This is a genomic window from Alteromonas sp. KUL49, from assembly GCF_006538345.1.
In the GTDB taxonomy this organism is placed as follows: Bacteria; Pseudomonadota; Gammaproteobacteria; order Enterobacterales; family Alteromonadaceae; genus Alteromonas.
Window position 1 is genome coordinate 280,168 of the sequence record NZ_BJKL01000001.1, and the last position, 19,850, is coordinate 300,017.

Genomic DNA, 19,850 nt, shown 5'->3' on the forward strand with positions numbered 1-19,850 from the left:
GAAATGCAATTTAAGTTTGCCGATTTGTTAAATTGGCGCCTACACTACTACTGAGTGTTCAGAGGTATAAGATGAAGCGACGCAGTTTTATTTTGGGTGGTGCTGGTGTGGCCGCCGCAGCAGCGGCATACCAGTTTGGTTGGCTATCTGAGTTAAAAAAGACATACCCAAATGTTCTTATGCTTATTGTGGATGACTTAAATGACTGGGTAGGTTCTCTGGGAGGACACCCCAACGCTCGCACCCCAAATATAGATAGGCTAGCGAGTCAGGCAACGGTATTTACCAATGCCCACGCGCCCGCGCCCATTTGTGGACCCTCACGGGCGAGTATAATGACAGGTTTGGCTCCCGCCACGACTGGCATTTATGGCCATGTTCACGATGATGATATCAAACAAGCCAATGATAAAGCTGCTCAATCCATATTTTTAAGCGAGTACTTTAAGTCCCATGGATATTACACCGCTGCAGTGGGCAAGGTGTTTCACCAAGAGGTTGCTGGTGGAAGTTTTGATGATTATGGCGGTCGAGTGAAGCTCTTTGGTCCATACCCAGAAGAGAATTTTAAATGGGACCAACCAAAAACCAGCACGGATTGGGGACCATTTCCAGAACGTGATGAGCAAATGCCAGATTATGATTCTGCGAAATGGATGATCGGCAAATTAAACGAGCAGCACGATAAACCTTTCTTCATGGCATGCGGTTTCTTGCGACCTCATGTGCCATGGCATGTGCCCAAAAAGTGGTTCGATATGCATCCTATCGAAACAATTCAACGCCCTCCATACTTGGCTAATGATCTCGATGACGTGCCAGAAATTGCACGACGAATTACCGACCATCCGATGATGCCCACTACCCAGTGGGCAATTGAGAATAATGAATACGAAAACATTATTCAGGGCTATTTGGCCAGTGTATCGTTTGTCGACTCGTGTGTAGGCATGGTTTTGGATGCCCTTGAGCAAAGTGAGTACGCAGATAACACCGCTGTGGTTTTATGGGGAGATCACGGTTATCACATTGGTGAAAAAGACAAGTTTGCCAAAATGACCCTATGGGACAGAGCTTCTCGTACACCACTTATCATTCAACCACCTAGATCCCAATGGGGGAAAGACGGGGCGCAAGTTACCAATAGACCTGTGAGTCTGCTCGATCTTTACCCTACTCTAGTCAAAATGTGTGGTTTACCGCCTAACCCACTTAACCAAGGACGAGATATCAGTCCACTCATTGATAACCCGAACGCGCCTTGGCAACACGCCGCGGTAACGACTTACGGCCCCAATAATCATGCTGTGAAAACTGAGCAGTATCGATACATTCGTTATGAAGATGGTTCTGAAGAACTTTACGATCACAAGAGGGACCCCAATGAATGGGACAATGTTGCCGATGACCCCAGTTACTTCCAGATAAAAGCGGAGTTACAAGCTTATCTTCCAACAGAGAACGCTCAGTGGTCCTCAGTCTCTCAATACCGTGGAAATGATTACTTTACTGAATTAACCGATCGAGCACAGCAGACCGATTGAAAACTAGCGACGTATTACCATAGATATATGATGGTAAGGCCAGTTATGTAGCATGGTTAAAAATTGGTCTTTTTAAGGCTTTTTACGGAATATTTGACTGGATATGAAAACTTTTTGTTAATTATGCTTGTTAATTATGCAAATTGTATTTACATTATGTTTGCGAATTATGAACACATGACACACGTACGCACACTTGGGAGCAACATAATGAAAAGTCACTATTTCAATAGAACGACCATTGCAGTCTCTATTGCTTGTGCACTGGCATCAGTGCCAGTAATCGCGCAAGAACAAGCAGATAGCGCGGATTCAGATGATACCGTAGAGATTATTGAGGTTTCGGGGATCAGAAGTGCACTCATCAGCGCACTCAACGAAAAACGCGGCGCTTCGAATATTAAAGAGGTTATTCAAGCAGAAGATATTGGTAAGCTGCCTGACCAAAACTTGGCTGAAGTGCTTGAAAACGTCACAGGCGTGCAAATTGATAGAACAAGTGGTGTGGGTACTGGCGTTCAAATACGTGGTACCGACGCGAACCGAATCGAAATTAATGGTGTTTCTACGGTAGGATCAGGTGCAGGAAGAACTGGGATAAGCTTCCAAGATATTCCCGCAGCGCTTATTTCATCACTAGAAGTGACCAAAGCGCCAACGGCAAGAACCATTGAAGGTTCTGTGGGCGGTACAATTAATCTAAAAACGCTTCGTGGTAACAGCTTAAAAGACACGTTAATGCAGTTCCGCGTACAAGCTGAAAATAGCAACCTCGCAGACGAAACCACACCGCGTATATCGGGAACATTCGGTGACAATTGGCAAACGGATGCAGGTAAACTAGGTGTTGTAATCACGGGTAGCTATGCTGAGCAGGAAGTGGCGTCAGCAGAACCTCGCTTTGACCGAGACCGTGTGGTCATGCCTGATTCTGGTTTAAACAGCGCAGAAGCATTTCCATTTTTGCGTACGCAATTTCTCGACCAGCCTTTTCAGAAACGTTCTTACGAAACTAAAAACCTTACAGCATCATTCGAGTTGGAACCGACCGAAGACTTAAAGTTCTATTTCGACGCCACGATCAATGATCAACAAGAAGCTAACCGCGGTGCGAGAACCCTGTTCTCTGGTACTGGTGGTAACCCCGTTATTAATAACACTACAAACACTGGCTTTGAGACCGTGAATTTGGGCAGTGTTGATGGTGAGTTTGGTCGATTAAATCTAGGTGAAGTGCAAGTAGTCACTAGTGGTATTTTGGGTGTTGGCGTAAGCGATGACGGCAGTGTTATTGACCCGAACCTACGTGCGTCTAACAATACTGGTGCTCGTGAAACTGTAAGTACAGTGTTTGCGTTGGGTACAGAATGGCAAAGAGAGAGCTACAAGTTAACGGCAGAACTCGCTTACTCAGGCTCAGAAACCGACAATACGTCATTGAACACCACGCTAGATTTCATTAATCCTAATGGTCCGCAAGTCGGTCCTGATACGCGTAATGACAATGGTACACCGGCAATATTCAATATATCAAACAACACCTTTGAGTTTGGCATTGCTCAAGGTTTACCCGAGACACCAACCACTGGACAACTACTTGACCCTGCCAATTATGCATTGCGTTCGGTCGGGCAAGGCCTAACACAGCGAGAAGGAAGTGAGCTTGCAGCTCGCACTGATATTGAGTACTACCTTGAAGACGTTCCCTTCTTCACCCAGCTTAATGCGGGCCTTCGTTGGAGTCGCATCGAAAACTCTCTTGACCGCTCTTCTGCATCGAATAGTTTTGGTAACTGGGATAGACCGCGAGCAGATTTGTTTAGCGACATCATTGTGGCCGGACCAAACAACTTTAACGGTGGGGATAATCGTACTTTATTTATTTCAGACTACCTTATTGTTGACCCAGAATTGTCGTTCAATAGTCCTCAGTCTGTCATAAACTCAATCAATGACGCTATTGTGGCGAACAATGCGCTACGTGGTTCTGATGTGAACGAGTTGCTGTCTGAGCAAGTCGTGAACGTATCGTCGTTCTTTGATATTGAAGAAGAGACTACAGCCTTGTATGTCCAAGGTGACTACGAAGCTGAATTTGGCGATATTTTTGTCAGCGGTAATCTTGGTGTGCGCTATGTCGCCACAGATATTACTTCTGTAGGTGCTCAGGAAGTTAATGGTCAAACGGTAATTACCACCGAAACCAGCGACTATGATTTTGTATTACCTCGACTAAACGTGAATGCAGAAGTAGCTGAAGACGTTATTCTTCGCTTGGGTGTGGGTAAAGATATTCGTCGTCCGAACTTTGAAGATCTCTCCACTTCTGCAACATTTGGTGCAGGTGCCTCTGCAACTGTAAATATTGGTAACCCTGCGCTACAGCCAGAACAAATTTGGTCGTATGACCTGTCACTTGAATACTACTTCACACCTTCAAGTATGGTGAGTATTGGGTTCTTCCACAAAGAAAGAACCGACCTGATTACTCAAGTGCGCGAAGAGCCAGACGAGCCAATCGGCCCAACAGGACAGATCGAGCGTGACGTTACAGACCCTTGTGAAGGCGGCGGTATCTTTAACCCGAACGTTCCACCCGAGAACTACAATGTATTCTCTAGCCGCACTGATACCTTTGGTATTTGTGTACCGGTAAGTACCAACATCAATGCTGACGGTACTGAAACTCAGTCAGGTGTTGAAGTGGCGTTGCAATACGACCTCAATGAGTTTGAAGACTCGTTAGGTTGGGCGTCAGGCTTTGGTATTATCGCAAACTATACCTACCAAGAGTCAGGCGAGGCGTTGGATGAGTTCCGTTTTGCCTCTGCACCCATCAACCAGATCTTAGGAAGAACGGATACCGACAACAGCACCCCAACGCTGGCTGATGATGTGGTTACTCAGCGTATTACGTTAAATAAACTGTCTGAAAATGCTTACAACTTCACTGTGTTTTATGACAAGTATGGGTTTAGTGCCCGTTTGCGCTACACCTGGAGAGATGCATTCTCTGAAGAGTTAAGCCGTATGCGTTTTAACATTCCACCAATTGTGGGTGCGCGTGGTCAGCTTAATATGAGCCTGAGCTATGAAATTAACGATCAGTACACCGTGGGTATTGAAGGTGTGAACCTTACTCGCGAAGACCGTACTCGTTGGTGTTTCAACGAAGGCGCGCTTTTGTGTGAGCAAAACCTTACCGACCGCCGAGTCACTATCGGTATTACTGGTAAGTTGTAAAACCTGTATCACTACGACTAGGCACTTAGTGTGTGCCTAGTTAACTTTAACTGGAAACTCCGTCTGAAAGGTCGGAGTTTTTCGCGTTGTTAAAAGGGCAACATACTTATGATAAAACCCCTGCATTTGTCGTCAAAAAGTGTGGTTTATACGCTTTCTCTTTTTTTATTTCTTTCTTGTTCACAGCGTCTAAGGTCAGTGCCGAAGACAACACTTCTTCAATTAAATCCATAGCGGTGGACAATGTGTGGTCAGGTCATCGTATTAAGCCGGACTTGCTCACTCGTGGTAACTATCAATACGTAGCGTACTTTGATGCCAACCGCCAAATGACCGTTGCAGAACGGATGTTGGGTAAACCATGGCGTTACTATAAAGTCGACAGCTGGCTGGGCTGGGATAGCCACAACTATGTCACCATGGAAGTAGATGCAAAAGGTCACCTTCACCTCATCGGGAACATGCACGGTGATGCATTGGAATACTTCCGTACACGCAAGCCCTATAGTGTTCGTTCCCTAGAGCGGGTTGACATCATGGTGGACCCATCGCTAGAGCAGCGTATGACTTATCCAATTTTTATGCTCAATAAAGATAAACAGCTGCTCGTTAAATATCGAGACGGTGGCAGTGGCAACGGCAGCGAAATTTATAATATTTACGATACTGAAACCAAAGCATGGGCAAGACTACACGAAAACAATTTTCTCGACGGTGAAGGACTCATGAGTGGGTACTTTGAAGGCCCTACTTTGGGGCCCGATGGCAGATTTCATCTTATTTGGGTGTGGCGAAATACACCAAACGCGGCGACTAATCACAGCTTGTCGTATGCGCGCAGTGAAGATCTCGTTAACTGGGAAGATTCCAGTGGTCAACCGATTGCTTTACCTCTTACCCACGCAACAACCGAAATCGTGGATCCAGTGAAGCCCGGCGAGGGAATGATTAATGGCAATATTAAACTCGGTTTTGATGGGGTTAATCGCCCTGTCATTAGCTACCACAAGTACGATGACAAGGGTAATACCCAAATGTATTTGGCTCGAAGAGAAGCGGGTGGGTGGAACACTGTGCAAATGAGCGAATGGCAGGATTTTCGCTGGGAATTTGGTGGTGGTGGCTCACTGGGTCGCTTTCCAATAAAACCTTATCCACCCCAGTTACAAGATGATGGTACTTTGCATGTATTGGTGCGAAAGAACGACGATATACTTCGCTTTGTTGTGTCGGGAGAGACGCTTGCAACCCTTGAAGTTTCTAAAACTTCACTCTACCCCTCAGCAATTACGCCTGTCACTGAACGCGCTAACCAAGAAGTCATTCGTACCGCTCAGTTACCACTAGAGCATCAGGTATTTAAAGGTCGTGGAGATCTTCAGCCAGATGGAACTGAGTTTTATCTCTCTTGGTTTAGTCAACCCGGCAACAGAGACAGAGCACACAGTGTTATCTCTAAGCCAAGCGTACTGCTGCTACACGAGACAGAGTAATACGGGCATTCACTTGAACGACTGACTGTACCTTTGATTTATAAGGTACAGTCAAATGTTTGTTCAACTTCGGTATTTGGGACGAGTGAATGAGCATCAAAGAACAACCCACAAAACAGCAGATTCGCTTGACTTGACTTGTGTTCAAGCAGTGGCTCAACGTTAGTTTTATTCAGGCCTTTTAAACGCATGAGCGGTGTCACAAGGTGACTCATATCTATCTCTTGTTCAGCGCTGCCTTTCCACAAGGCTTTATTGTCGCTGTTAGCAAGAAGGTAGTTTATGGCCGAGATGAGACGGCTGTCGTCATCACTAGGGTAGCGCCACAGATCTTCTTCAAAATGCGTCGCAAGCGCCGCTAGTTGACTAAAGGCAAGTAAGTTAAATGCACTGTAGTGAAATGGGCGAGTTCTAGATAGTTCGTGTGGTTGCTCTCCATTAACCTTGATTTGGCTAACAATTCGGGCCTTGTTGCGTTCAATGGCCAGCATTACAACGTCTGATTTGCTCAGGTACACGCCAATGCCAGCCACTAGCGTATCGTGATACGTGCCATGATTATTGTGTTGGTTGGCTTCTTCCTGCCCCAATGGGCTTTCAAGCAACCAGGTTAAAAAGTCGCTCATCCAGGCATTAAGACTGTCATCAAAGCGCTTGTTTGTTGTGTTACTTATTAAAGTAACGCTATCGAGAATGGCCAGCAAATGGCGAAATTCAATGATACCGTAAGGTCTACCATTAGCCACACCGGGAACACCTTGCCCAAAGTTTAGGTGAGGTGACATTGCTGTGTCTTCATTGATAAACCAGTAATGAATGAGTTGCTCAACCTTTTCAGCGTACCGTGACTCGCCAGTGTAGTAATAGGCGAGTGATAGCCGCATGCTGGCATCAGCGAGACGATAAAACATCTTGTTGTCAGAGGTTTCACCTCGATAGGTATAGTTGCGCACACCGTCACGCTTTATCCATGGTAATCCATTCGACGTTTCAGGGTTAGGCCACCAATAGGGGCCAACGCTGTAATAGTCGTGGGCATTCCCGTCGGGTAGCAAAGGGGCGCTTTGAGTAACCGACAACAATGGCATGGCTAAGTCTCTGTCTGCCGAGGCTATCAACTCACTGAGGGCGTTTTGCAAATGTGGCTCAGTGCGTATGGTTTTTTTTAACCTGTTCCAGCGCCGCTTTATCAGTAAGAATCAATGGTGCAGCTAATACAGGCGTGCAGAGGGTGAGTAAAAGAATGAGTAACTTTTTCATTATTGGTTAATTTCTACAATGAGTTGCCTAAGTGGCAGTTCGTCTAGGGTGTATACATAGCGACTGACTAGCGCTAGAAATTCCTGATTTGACATGAGTTCGTCAGGAAATACCCCAGTTTGACTACCTAAATTCTTTACTAGTGCCATTGATGAGTAGCGGTACTTGTCCACTAATGTGTTTAATGGAGCAGAGAGTGGGTCGTTTATGGTGATGGCTTTACCCGTATTAGTACTTCCCTTGAGATAATGGATCCAAGCGGCAATAACTAGACACAAAGGTTTAGAGATCCGGCCTTTGTTAATGCACTCTAATAGAGGCTGTAAAATTCGCTGCGGCAGCTTTTTGGAGCCGTCGGTAGCCACTTGTTGTGTTGTATAGGGAATATCTGTATTGGCGAATCGGGTTTTGATAGACAACTGATATTTATCAAAATCGACACCTTCAATGGCGGGCAGTGTTGATGCTATATCTTCCATTAATGTATCGACAAATACAGACAAATCCTCATCTTGAATCGCTTGATAAATATAATCATGGTCGAGTAGCTTACCCATATACGCCAGCGCGGAATGACTGCCATTAAGTAGCCTTAGCTTCATCTTTTCGTAGTCGGACACATCAGCAACAAACTGTGCTCCAACTAAATGCCATGGCGGTTTTTCGTCGATAAAATTATCTTCAATTACCCACTGTCTGAAAGGTTCACAGCTCACCAAAGCATCATCACAAAACCCCATAGCATCGTGCAGCTGAGTTTTTTCCGCATCGGTAACTGCAGGAACAATACGGTCAACCATGGTGTTACAAAAACTCACATTCAGCGCTATCCATTCCGCCAATGTGCTATCGATACGTTCGGCGAGTTGAGATATGGCATAGCCCGCAGTTTTACCATTGTCAGGCAAGTTATCACAGCTGAGGAAAGTGAATCCCGGAAGTCCTCGTTGACGACGAATTAAACACGCGGCAACAACGTAGCCAGCCATGGTTTTCGGTGAGGACAAATTATTGATATCGTGGACGATGTCTGGATGGCGTAGATCGAGAACCGTGTTGCTAGGAGTAAGGCAGTAGCCTTTTTCCGTTATGCTGCAAGTAACCACCTTAGTTTTTATGTCGGCGAGTAATTCAATCACCGACAGAGGATTTTCTGGTGCAACTAAGACCTTGTTGATGGCGGCAATAACACGGTGTTCACTCTTACCATTATGCTTTTCGGTGACTGTGTAGAGATAGTCTTGCGGGGCAAGCTGGTCTCGCACAGTTGGACTGCGCAAGCTCACCGCATTGATACGCCAATCACCACCACATGCACTTAGTAAATCGTCGGTGTACACAGCTTGGTGCGCTTTGTGAAAAGCGCCAATACCTAAGTGAACAATCGAGGCACCATGTTCCGATGGTCGATAAGATGGCCCTTTTAAATGAGGGGGAAGCTCTTTAAGTAACTCATTATTTAATAACGCTGGCATAATCAAAACTTATACGCCTCTTTCGCTAGTCGATAACTCAAATCGTAAGCAAGTGCTTCAGCTTCGCTCATCGTTAATCTGTGATCAGCAACTAACTCAGCAAGAAAACTACAGTCCATTCTGCGAGCCAGGTCGTGACGAGCGGGAATAGAGAGAAAGGCGCGGGTATCGTCGTTAAAGCCAACGGTGTTATAAAAACCACCGGTTTCTAGGGTTTGTTGCCTGAAGCGTCTCATGCCTTCAGGACTATCGTGAAACCACCATGCAGGCCCCAAACGAAGTGCAGGATAGTGCCCTGCTAGCGGAGCAAGCTCCCGGCTGTAACTTGTCTCATCAAGTGTGAATAAGATAATCGTAATGTCGGGATTGTTGCCATACTTATTAAGCATTGGCTTCAGTGCATCGATGTATTCACAAGCAAGTGGAAGATCCGCCCCTTTGTCGGGCCCATAGTTTTCGAATACCCAATCATTGTGATTTCTATAGCAGCCATGGTGCAGCTGTATGACTAAACCATCATCAAGACTCATTGCCACCATTTCGGTAATCATTTGGCCGCGGAACAGTTCGGCTTCTTCTGGGGTGTAATTTCCTGCCCGAACTTTGAGATACAGTGCCTGTTTTTCTGTGTCACTTAAATCTGCAGTAAATGCCGTTGGGTGGCTGTGGTCAGTGGCTGTTGCACCTTGAGATTTAAAAAATGCCCTTCGTAACTTTATGGCAGCAAGAAAGCCTTCGAAATCACTGATGTCCATGCCTGTCATTGATTCAAGCTTGGTAACGCTCTCAGTAAATAAAGGATGTTCTGGATTGGTTAAATTGTCGGGTCTAAAGGTAGTCACCACCTTTCCCTGCCAACTGCTTTGCTTAATAGTTTGATGGTGTTCAAGTGTATCGAGCGGTTGCTCGGTGGTGGCAAGTACTTCTATGTTAAACCGGTCAAATAGTGCTCTAGGTTTAAAAGCTTCAGACTTTAATGCAGAGTTTATGACGTTATAGTAATGGTCAGCGGTTTGCTCTGATAGTGGTTCACTAATATTGAATACATCAGCGAACACATAATCTAGCCATAATTTACTGGGAGTACCTCTGAATAGATAATAGTGTTTGGCGAACAGCGACCATATTTGCTTTGACTGTTCGACGGTGAGTGATTTTCTACCTATACCCAGTGACTCGAGCGAGATACCTTGGCTGTAGAGCATGCGAAACACATAATGATCTGGTTGAATAAGCAAACTCGACGGGCAGCTGAAATTTTCGTTCTGGGCAAACCAACTCGGGTCGGTGTGACCGTGAGGGCTAATGATAGGTAAGTCTTTCACTTGACCATACAAAGTACGGGCTATTTCTCGGGCTTTGGTTTCGCTGGGAAACAAGCGATCAGGATGTAAGTACGCATGGCTCATAGTGTTCACACCTCTGTTATTGTTTTAGTGCAGAGTAGGCGTGGATGACGCCTCTTAGTTCAGCTAACCCTTTAAGTCGTCCCATATAAGAATAACCGGGTTTCACGCCGTCAGCGCCAATTTCGTCGGCCATCAAATGACCATGGTCTGGGCGCATTGGGATTTGGTTACCTGTGCGTTTTTCGGCGTCTAGTAGTGCACCAATAAGACCGACCATATCGTTGTCGCCGTCTAAGTGTTCGGATTCATAAAAGGAACCGTCAGCTTCGCGAATAACGTTACGCAAGTGTACAAAATAGATACGGTCAGCGAATTCATTCGCCATATCTACTAAGTTGTTGTCACATCTAGCACCATAAGACCCAGCACATAAAGTGAGACCATTCGATGGGCTAGGCACGGCTTCGAGTATTCGTCGCGCATCATCTTGGGTAGACACCACTCGAGGTAGTCCGAACAAAGAGAAGGGAGGATCATCAGGGTGGATACACATTTTCACCCCACTTTGCGCTGCGACAGGAATGACCTCAGCAAGGAACGCATTAAGATTAGCGCGTAAGCCCTCGGTTCCAAGAGTAATAAATTCACCAATCGCTTTTTTGATCGAGCCTCTATCATATGACCCTTCACCGCCCGGGAGACCAGCAATAATATTTTCTTCGAGCAGTTGTCGCTCTTCTTCTGATAGACGGTCGAAGGTCTCTTTGGCTTTGGTGAGTTGTTCAGTGGTGTAATCATCGGTAGCGTTTTCACGTTGCAACATAAAAACGTCATAGGCGATGAAATCACTCATCTCAAAACGCAGCGCATAGCTTTTGTTGTCGAGTTTGTAATTGAGGTTCGTGCGTGTCCAGTCGACAACAGGCATGAAGTTGTAACACACGAATTCGATGCCTGCTTTACCAAGGTTGATGAGAGATTGCTTATAATTTTGAATGTAGGTTTTATAGTTACCTGTCCGAGTTTTGATGTCGTTGTGAACAGGAACACTTTCCACCACAGACCAGGTTAATCCAGCATCTTCTATTTGTTGTTTTATAGTGCAAATGTCGTCGTATGACCAACACTCGCCAGTGGGTACATGGTGAAGGGCTGTTACTATGCCAGTGGCACCGGCTTGAACTATTTTGTCTAACGTAATTGAATCGTTGGGACCAAACCAACGCCAAGTCTCTTTCATCATTTTACCTTGTGCAATAAATCATCATCGGCCTTAAATTGGTAAGGCCGCTTGATTGATTAAAGCACATTATCGATGAAATTTACAATAATATGATTATTTTTGATTGGTTTTATGGTTTTTTATCGTAGCCTACCTACTATGACATTCCGTCAAAATAGGTAGTCGCTGCTTCTGTGGCAGCCTCGATGTGAAGTTTCATTGCTTCTCTTGCCCGTTCTGGATCCTGCTTCGCTAATGCGGTGACAATACGTTTGTGTTCGCGAATAGAGGGGTGTATCCCTTCTTTACGTAGTCGCTCCATAAATACTTGGCTAAGATGTGATTGATTTCGTAGTTCCCACAACCATTTGACCATGGCATAGATAGCCGAATTTTGAGTAGCTTTGGCAATAATCAAGTGGAAGTTCATATCAGCTCGCTCAGACGCATCCGCCCGTTTCTCTTCCTCTTCCATATCTTCTATTACTCGTTGTAGTTCCATTAGTTCGTCGGGTGTTATCAGCTTGGCGGCCATGGCGCAGGCCTCTGACTCCACTACATAACGAGCGTCGAGAATTTCATAAGGTCCAACACCACCATCTTGAATGGAAAGTGCCGGTTTTTGATCGGTAATATAAATTCCGGAACCCGTTCTAATCTCGACAATACCTGCAATTTCTAATGCAATCATCGATTCGCGTATTGTTGGGCGGCTAACGCCGAGTTTTTCAGCAAGTAAACGCTCAGAGGGAAGTTTTTCGCCGGGCTTTATTTCCCCGTCGTTAACCAAACGGGTGATTTGCTCTGCCACTTTTAAGTACAAACGTTGTGTTTTAACAATTTCTAACTGCACGGCTTTTCCTATGATTAGCAGGATCTATTGGTGGGGATAGGATAGAAATTGCATCGGTAGATGGCAAGGCCAAAATTGCGGTTTACATTTATCGCTTGGACATTAAAGGAGGTAAAAACATCTCAACAGCGTCGCAAGTGGGATATAATTGGAATAATTCAATGAGGTAGAGAAGATCATGGCAACGGCAGCAGCACTACACATTTTGGTGAAAACTGAAAAAGAGGCAAAAGAAATACTTATCCAATTACAAAAGGGTAAGAACTTCGGCACCTTGGCTAAGCGCCACTCGTTGTGTCCGTCGGGTAAGAAAGGTGGCGACCTAGGCGAATTTCGACGAGGTCAAATGGTTAAAGCCTTTGACGACGTTGTTTTTAAAAAAGAAATTCTCACTGTTCACGGGCCAGTTAAAACCCGCTTTGGCTATCACCTCATTAAAACTTTGTACCGCAATTAATCTTGAACGGGTTTCCACTCCTTTCCGCATAAGCCATTGGCCATCAATGGGTAGAAGGGATCTCTAGGCTGGTGCAATCCACGCTTTATCGACGCTAAGTGGTTAATTTCAATATAGGGTTCTTGCTCTGCATTGCCAGCGCTATCAAATAGGTAGTATTTGGTGGTGTATTCGGTAAGTAGCAGTGCGCTAGGTAATTGGGTATCTTCGACAAGCTTCACACTTGATACGGCTTTGAAGCGATTGACTGCGGGGTCGAGTGTTAACAGCTTACGATAAAAATATCCCTTATCAGATTGGCGCTGAGAAAAACTCGCCAGCAAATCTACCAGTGTTGTGCGGTTTATTGCTTCGCGCTGTAGCATAAAGCTGTGATATACCCCATCAGTATCTCTGCCAACGGTATAGGCTTGTTCTGACTCTAGCCCAGAAAGATAGTCCACGCCATCTTGGGTGTAATCGCTCAGTGCATCTGTGTTCATATTCACGTAATAGTCGCTGATCCCAGCAGGAATAACGTCGAATAGCAAAACATCGGGGGTTACTTTGTCCAGCGCTTCAGGGTCATTGGGCCCGCGTGCTTCACATTGGTCGGCAATGATGTAGTAGTACCTTCCGGCATTCATCGCCAGACTTTGACTGGAAAACAACAAACATAGACAGCAGAACAATAGGCGCATGTGTACTCTTAAATTTGAAAGTGTAGATTTATTAAAGACTGATTCCGACATTCGGCTTATTCAGCTACTCGGCAAGAATACTAAGGATTGGTGATGAAAACTATGCTGATGTTTGTCGGTGCATTCACATTGTGTTTGAATGTGAATGCACGCTCTGGGTTACTCTCTTAAACGTGTTTAGCTTTCAGCAATTATTCGAGAGAGATATGATTGGTGATCTGGCATGTGGTCTAAACACTTACTGGTCACCTTATGTATTTCCTCTAATCGTTTATCTAATTCGTAGACAGGTAGTTGGTTAGCAATCGGATTATAAGCTTTAGGAATAATCCCTTGCCCGTGAAAAACGGCAAACCAACTGACATGATTAAAAAGTTCATTATCGTGTCGGTACAGTCGGGCATTCTCTTTGTAGATAGCTATTCTTTGCTCCAATGAAGCGGGGATTGCCATATCTTTACAGTAGCGCCAAAACTCACTGTCATCGCGCGTTGTGGCTTTATAGTGCAAAATCAGAAAATCCCTAATCTGTTCATATTCCAATCTAGTGCGCGCATTGTAATAGTCGATATCCGGTTGATTGAAAGATTTGTCTGGGAAATTTGTCATCAAACGAGCAATAGCAGTTTGAATAAGATGAATAGAGGTGGACTCTAAGGGTTCCAGAAAACCTGCGGATAACCCGAGTGACACGACGTTTTTATTCCATACCTGTTTACGAATCCCAGTGGTAAATCTTAAATAGCGTGGGTCTGAAGTGGGTGCTTTGTCCAGCCCTGCATTTAGGGTAGTGAGTGCCTCTTCGTCGCTGATAAATTGGTTAGAGAATACATAGCCATTGCCAGTACGAGACTGCAATGGAATGCGCCATTGCCAACCCGCCGTTTTTGCTGTGGCACGGGTGTATGGTGGTAAATCATCTAGCCGTTCGCTCAACCGTGTCACTGCGCTATTGCACGGCAAGTAATGAGACCAATCGTCGTAACCAGTCTTCAGTGTTTTTTCTATTAGGAGTCCGTCGAACCCCGAGCAATCAATGAACAAATCACCCGATATCACTTCACCATTTTCTAGATGTACGGAGGAAACATGCCCATTGTCACTATTTACAGATGCATGAGTGATTTTGCCCTCTTTGCGGATGACGCCCCTTTTCTCGGCTACATTGCGCAAAAACTTAACGTATAGGGCGGCGTCAAACTGGAAAGCGTACGCAATGGTGCTTAACGGAGAGCCCTTCATGTCTGGCTTATCCCGCATAAACTTGCCCGCTTTTGCCGCCAGAATTTGCAAATTGAATTCATCTATTGGCTTGGCCTTGCCTTGTTTATGCTGCCTAAGCCATAAATGGTGAAAATGCATGCCTTCCATATCGAATCCATAGGGGCCAAACGGATGAATATAGCTGTCGCCGAGTTTGCCCCAGTCAACAAACTCGATTCCGAGTTTAAAGGTCGCATTGGTTTGACGGATAAAGTCGTTCTCATCCAGCCCAAGAAGGCGATTGAAATACAAAATATGCGGAATGGTGGCTTCACCGACGCCTACGGTGCCAATGGCTTCTGATTCGATCAATCTAATATTGATATCGTCTGCATAAAGCAATTTAGAAAGTGCCGCAGCGGCCATCCAACCGGCGGTGCCACCGCCTACTATCACTATGTTCTTAATGTCGTTACTTTGCATATTGTTTAATAAATTCAGCGTGAGTTTTCATCTTTTCAACCGCTGCGGTCATAGATACCGACATAGAGTTGAGGCTTCGTTGTATATCTGAGCGAGGAATATTCGCCAACATGGGATCATAATTGTCTGGATAGATATTTTGGCCGAGCATGACGGCTATCCAGCTGGGACGGGTAAACAATTCATTGTCGTCTCTGAATACTCGCCCTCCTGCTTTAAACAGATCGATTTTGTGTTGTAGCGTGTCAGGGATTGTCATGGCACTGCAATAGCGCCAGAACTCACTGTCATCTCTTTCAGTTGCCTTGTAGTGCAGAATAATAAAGTCTCTTACCTGTTCAAACTCGCGACACATCAAGCGGTTGTATTCATCAATAATGACTTCACTGGCGTTAAGGCTAGGAAACAGCGACATGAATCGACTAATACCTTGCTGAATAAGGTAGATGGATGTGGACTCCAATGGCTCTAAAAAACCTCCGGAAAGCCCAATAGCCACACAGTTTTTATACCAAAACTGGTCTCTACATCCGGTTGTAAAACGAATAGTGCGAGGCTCGCCGATAGGTTTAGCATCTACATTATCAAGCAATATCTGTGTGGCTTCCTCGTCATCAAGAAAGTCTCGGCTATATATATGACCATTACCTGTACGATGTTGAGTGGGAATACGCCACTGCCAACCGGCTTTTTGGGCAATGGCTTTGGTGAAAGGCAATAAAGGTTCAGTACGCTCAGTGGGTATAGCTTGAGCGCTATTACACGGTAGCCAATGAGACCAGTCTTTGTATTGAACACCCAGCGTTTTATCAATAAGTAATGCGCGTAAGCCAGAGCAATCAAAGAAAAAATCTGCTGTAATCCGTTGGCCACTTTCTAACTCTAGGGCGTCAATGTTGCCTGTTTTAGGGTTGGTTGATACCTGTCGAATGGTGCCTTCAACGCGATTCACTCCTCTTTGTTGAGCATATTCCCGAAGGAAGGTGGCGTACTTAATCGCATCAAAATGGTAGGCGTATCGTATAGATGATGTCACTGCTCGGGGGTTACTACTGGGGAAGCTGAATTTTGCTTGTTTGGCTGCAACAGCGCACATGCTGTAAGACTCTAGCGGCGGGTGGTTCGAGTCAGACAAGGAATGCAGCCAATACTGATGAAAGTCAATGCCATTCATGTCCACACCGTGTGTCCCAAAGGGATGGAAGTACTTGTCTCCCAATTTCCCCCAGTTGGAGAACTCGATACCCAGCTTAAAAGTACCACTGGTGGCTTTCAGAAAGTCAGCTTCTTGGATCCCTAGCATTTTGTTGAAATTAGCAATATCGGGAATAGTTGCTTCGCCAACACCAACGGTTCCAATGGCGTCAGATTCAACTAATGTGACGCTAACATGCTCTGGTTGCAGCATGCGCGAGAGTGCAGCTGCTGTCATCCAACCTGCTGTACCTCCGCCCACAATGACAAATGTTTTTATGGTGTTTTTCGTCATATTAAAACTGCTTATTTCTCAAATAAATTAAAAGTTTGTGAAGGTAGTCGGCATGGGTTGGCATTTTTGAAACAAGATGACGCAACCCTGCTTTTTGCTGTTTGAAATGCTCGTCAACCAAAGCAAGATCAAGCTCATCAACAAGCCTGTCATGAAACATAGGTGTGCGCCCCATACCTGCATGCTGAACAGCCCAGTCTTCTTTGTTAAACAATTCCAAATCGAAACTAACAAGCACACCGCGATGGAGGTATTGAGAGATTTTTCTGTCTAGTTTTGTCGCTAACGTTTTACCGTCAGTTCTGTAATCAAAAAATGCTTGGTGAAATAACAGGGAGGATTCAACATCGTTCTGATAACGCCGATTAAACTCTTTACGCTCGACTGCCATATCAACATCAATAGGAAAAAGCTCCATTAACCGCAGGATGTCTGCATGTAAGAGTCGCATTGGAGCATCTGTTAAGGGTTCGGCAACACACACAGAGTGACCAATGCCAATACAGTTGCCGTGCCAGGCACAGTTGCGATGGCCAACAGTAATACTTTTTGCCCAAGCGTGTTTGGGCGACCCTACGTCAAACTGCTCAGCTAACTCAATGACGTGACGCTCGACTTGAAGCGACCATTCAACTTGATAGCCATTCGAAGTTGCTTGGGCAACGCGACATGCAGCACCTATTACTCTATTTTGTTCGACGTGATGAATGTATTGCTTAGCGTGTTGGTGTTCGAACTCTCCGGCCAAAGCCGTTAGTAGCGGACTGTCTGGACCATGACAATCAATAAATAACTGCGCATTCACTACACTCCCATTATCGAGCCTGACTTCTTTGATATGTTGCTCACCGGTTTTCACGTCGACTATTGTTGCTTGCATAACATTTACACGGCGATGGTTTAGCTTTTCCCGCAGTAAGGCTTTTAGTCTCTGAGCATTAAAATGGTATCCGTATTCCGCCCGTGACAACGCATTGTTCGAATTATTCGTGGGGGGATGGGCAAACACGCCATGCTTTGCCGCTACTGCGCTAACCAGATATTCACCCATGTTTAGATCTAAACGGTTAACAAGCTGGTGAAAATCAACGCCGTGATCAGTAGCAAATGGCAGGTGATAACACTGAATCCAATTTCTTAAAGAGGGTCCCCAGCTTTTATATTCAGTACCAAACGAAAATCCCGTATTGGTTTTAAGTAGCAGGTCGGGCTCGCTAACTCCAAGTTTGAAATGAAAGTCATAGAAGTTTGGTGGAGCGATTCCGCCATACAAGATGTCGTTGCACGCGCTTGCTTTGGGTTCAACGAGCACAATGTCAATTGATGTATCTAAAGCAACGTCCAGCGCAAGTGCCGTATAGCTCGCTGCGATAGTGTTGCCGTATATTAAAATGCGCTGTACTTTCTGATTCATCTTTATACAGGCTCACCGTAGTATGCGCCAAATTTGCGCAGAAAAGCTTCGTGAGGAAGTGCTGCATCAACGGCGTTTTTGATGTCTTTTTTGATCGTTGCTGCATGTCGATGGAATTCATCCGATGAAATTGAAGCGCACCTAGGATCACAGTTTTCTGGAGAGATATTCTGACCTAGCAACACAGCGACCCAGCTTGGCGGTAAAAATGTACCGTGCTCATAACGCTGAACGTATGCGCGCTTTTTCCATAAATGAAGCTTTTCTACCAAACTACCGGGCAAAGACATACTGTTGAAGTATCGCCACATTTCGCTGTCATTACGGTCATTAGCCACGTAATGCAGTAACAAGAAATCTCGTATCCGTTCGAATTGTAATGCCATTCGCTGATTGTATTCGTCGCTGTCTAGTTCATTGATTTGTAAAACTCGTGCGCCGTCGATGTGAGCATAATTTTCATGAGGAAAAAGCGCTAATAGCTCGGTAATACCCTCTTGTATCAGGTGAATAGAGGTAGACTCCAGAGGCTCTAAAAATCCAGCGGATAAGCCTATTGCTATGACGTTGTTTTTCCAGAATGCATTGCGACGACCTGTTTTAAAATAAAGCTGTTTAGGCTCGGCGGTAGGTTTTCCATCTAACTGCATGATGAGTGTATCTAGTGCATCTTGGTCAGACGTAAATTCGCTCCAATAAACGTGACCATTGCCTGTGCGATGTTGCAGAGGTATACGCCAAATCCACCCTGCTTCCTGGGCTGTTGCCCGGGTGTATGGTGGTATGGAATCTTGGCGCTCGCAAGGTACTGCTACTGCTCTGTTGCAGGGGAGCCAAGAAGACCAGTCCTGATAACCTGTTTGGAGTGCTTGCTCTATCAGAAGGCCTCTAAAGCCGGAGCAATCGATAAATAGATCGGCTTTTACTACCCGATTATTCGACAAGGTTAAGCTTGTAACATTGCCGGAATTGGGTTCAATGGTGGTATCAACCACTTTACCTTCAATTCGTGTGACACGTAGGTTTTCAGCGAAACGCCGCAAAAACTTGGCATATAAACCTGAATCAAATTGGTAAGCATAACCAAACGAACGCTGTGCGCGTGTTTGGCCGCTGTGAGGAAACTGAAATTTGCCCTGTGTCGCTGCAACTGTGCCGAAAGCGTAATCCGATAAGTCTGAATTACTACGTGAACTTGGTTGACTAAGCCACGCTTGATAAAAATCTATGTTGTTTATTGACTGGCCAAAGTCACCAAATGGGTGGATGTAGCTTTGTCCGATCTTCCCCCAATCGACAAACTCTATTCCTAGCTTAAAGGTTGCGCGAGTTTCCTTCATAAACTCTCGTTCATCAATGCCGAGGGCTTGGTTGAAAAATCGAATGTGTGGCAGTGTTGCTTCACCCACACCCACCGTACCTATATCTTCAGATTCTACTAGCGTTACGTTTATTGATTGATTTTCAAACTTTTTCGCCATTGCAGAGGCAGCCATCCAGCCAGCTGTACCACCGCCGACAATACATACTTCCATAAGATTAATCTGACGCCTCAGGAGTTAAGGTTGTTAAAAAAATACATGCATTACTCATCAACTCAGTAAAAATCAAAGTCTATTTCCACCTCTAATAGTACATATGACAAAATCTTATAGTAAAAGTGAATATAATGTAAAGCTGGTAGA

At 45.1% G+C, this 19,850-nt stretch carries 14 protein-coding genes; 4 read left to right on the forward strand and 10 right to left on the reverse strand.

Going from position 1 to position 19,850, the window contains the following annotated elements; translation table 11 throughout:
* The first annotated feature begins 71 nt into the window (after window positions 1-71).
* From EYS00_RS01260 to EYS00_RS01270, 3 genes are all read left to right on the forward strand, one after another.
* Window positions 72-1,544 (forward strand): sulfatase, encoded by a 1,473-nt coding sequence (locus EYS00_RS01260; RefSeq protein WP_242618608.1) that lies wholly within the window; start codon window positions 72-74, stop codon window positions 1,542-1,544.
* Between the two features lie 210 nt (window positions 1,545-1,754).
* On the forward strand, window positions 1,755-4,787 hold the full coding sequence (locus EYS00_RS01265) for a TonB-dependent receptor (RefSeq protein WP_130634759.1): 3,033 nt from the start codon (window positions 1,755-1,757) through the stop codon (window positions 4,785-4,787).
* Window positions 4,788-4,873: 86 nt separating this feature from the next.
* Window positions 4,874-6,280, forward strand: a complete 1,407-nt coding sequence (locus EYS00_RS01270; protein ID WP_242618609.1) for a BNR repeat-containing protein — start codon at window positions 4,874-4,876, stop codon at window positions 6,278-6,280.
* A 38-nt stretch (window positions 6,281-6,318) separates the two neighbouring features.
* On the opposite strand, the gene EYS00_RS01275 is transcribed toward EYS00_RS01270, so the two are convergent.
* The 5 genes from EYS00_RS01275 to EYS00_RS01295 form a co-directional block, all read right to left on the reverse strand.
* Window positions 6,319-7,419 carry an alginate lyase family protein gene (locus EYS00_RS01275; RefSeq protein WP_130634760.1) on the reverse strand — a complete coding sequence of 367 codons (1,101 nt, stop codon included), beginning with the start codon at window positions 7,417-7,419 and terminating at the stop codon, window positions 6,319-6,321.
* Between the two features lie 120 nt (window positions 7,420-7,539).
* Window positions 7,540-9,015, reverse strand: coding sequence for a mannitol dehydrogenase family protein (locus EYS00_RS01280; RefSeq protein WP_130634761.1), 1,476 nt, complete (start codon window positions 9,013-9,015; stop codon window positions 7,540-7,542).
* A 2-nt stretch (window positions 9,016-9,017) separates the two neighbouring features.
* Window positions 9,018-10,424 carry a glucuronate isomerase gene (gene uxaC / locus EYS00_RS01285; RefSeq protein WP_130634762.1) on the reverse strand — a complete coding sequence of 469 codons (1,407 nt, stop codon included), beginning with the start codon at window positions 10,422-10,424 and terminating at the stop codon, window positions 9,018-9,020.
* A gap of 16 nt (window positions 10,425-10,440) precedes the next feature.
* Entirely contained in the window at window positions 10,441-11,607 is a 1,167-nt protein-coding gene (uxuA, locus tag EYS00_RS01290; RefSeq protein WP_307723726.1) for a mannonate dehydratase, read from the reverse strand.
* Window positions 11,608-11,743: 136 nt separating this feature from the next.
* Complete coding sequence (locus EYS00_RS01295; protein ID WP_130634764.1) at window positions 11,744-12,439, reverse strand: FadR/GntR family transcriptional regulator; 696 nt, start codon at window positions 12,437-12,439, stop codon at window positions 11,744-11,746.
* Window positions 12,440-12,617: 178 nt separating this feature from the next.
* Between EYS00_RS01295 and ppiC the strand changes: the two genes are divergently transcribed.
* Complete coding sequence (gene ppiC, locus EYS00_RS01300; RefSeq protein WP_130634765.1) at window positions 12,618-12,896, forward strand: peptidylprolyl isomerase PpiC; 279 nt, start codon at window positions 12,618-12,620, stop codon at window positions 12,894-12,896.
* Here ppiC and EYS00_RS01305 read toward each other — a convergent pair.
* From EYS00_RS01305 to EYS00_RS01325, 5 genes are all read right to left on the reverse strand, one after another.
* On the reverse strand, window positions 12,893-13,576 hold the full coding sequence (locus EYS00_RS01305) for a hypothetical protein (RefSeq protein WP_130634766.1): 684 nt from the start codon (window positions 13,574-13,576) through the stop codon (window positions 12,893-12,895). The two genes, ppiC and EYS00_RS01305, sit on opposite strands and share 4 nt — an antisense overlap.
* Window positions 13,577-13,753: 177 nt before the next feature.
* Window positions 13,754-15,262 (reverse strand): tryptophan halogenase family protein, encoded by a 1,509-nt coding sequence (locus tag EYS00_RS01310; protein WP_130634767.1) that lies wholly within the window; start codon window positions 15,260-15,262, stop codon window positions 13,754-13,756.
* Entirely contained in the window at window positions 15,252-16,751 is a 1,500-nt protein-coding gene (locus EYS00_RS01315) for a tryptophan halogenase family protein (protein ID WP_130634768.1), read from the reverse strand. Before EYS00_RS01315 ends, EYS00_RS01310 begins: the two co-directional genes overlap by 11 nt.
* 1 nt (window position 16,752) lies before the next feature.
* Window positions 16,753-18,165: a tryptophan 7-halogenase gene (locus tag EYS00_RS01320; RefSeq protein ID WP_130634769.1), complete on the reverse strand. Its 1,413-nt coding sequence runs from the start codon at window positions 18,163-18,165 to the stop codon at window positions 16,753-16,755.
* A gap of 2 nt (window positions 18,166-18,167) precedes the next feature.
* Window positions 18,168-19,700 (reverse strand): tryptophan halogenase family protein, encoded by a 1,533-nt coding sequence (locus EYS00_RS01325; protein ID WP_130634770.1) that lies wholly within the window; start codon window positions 19,698-19,700, stop codon window positions 18,168-18,170.
* Window positions 19,701-19,850 lie beyond the last annotated feature (150 nt).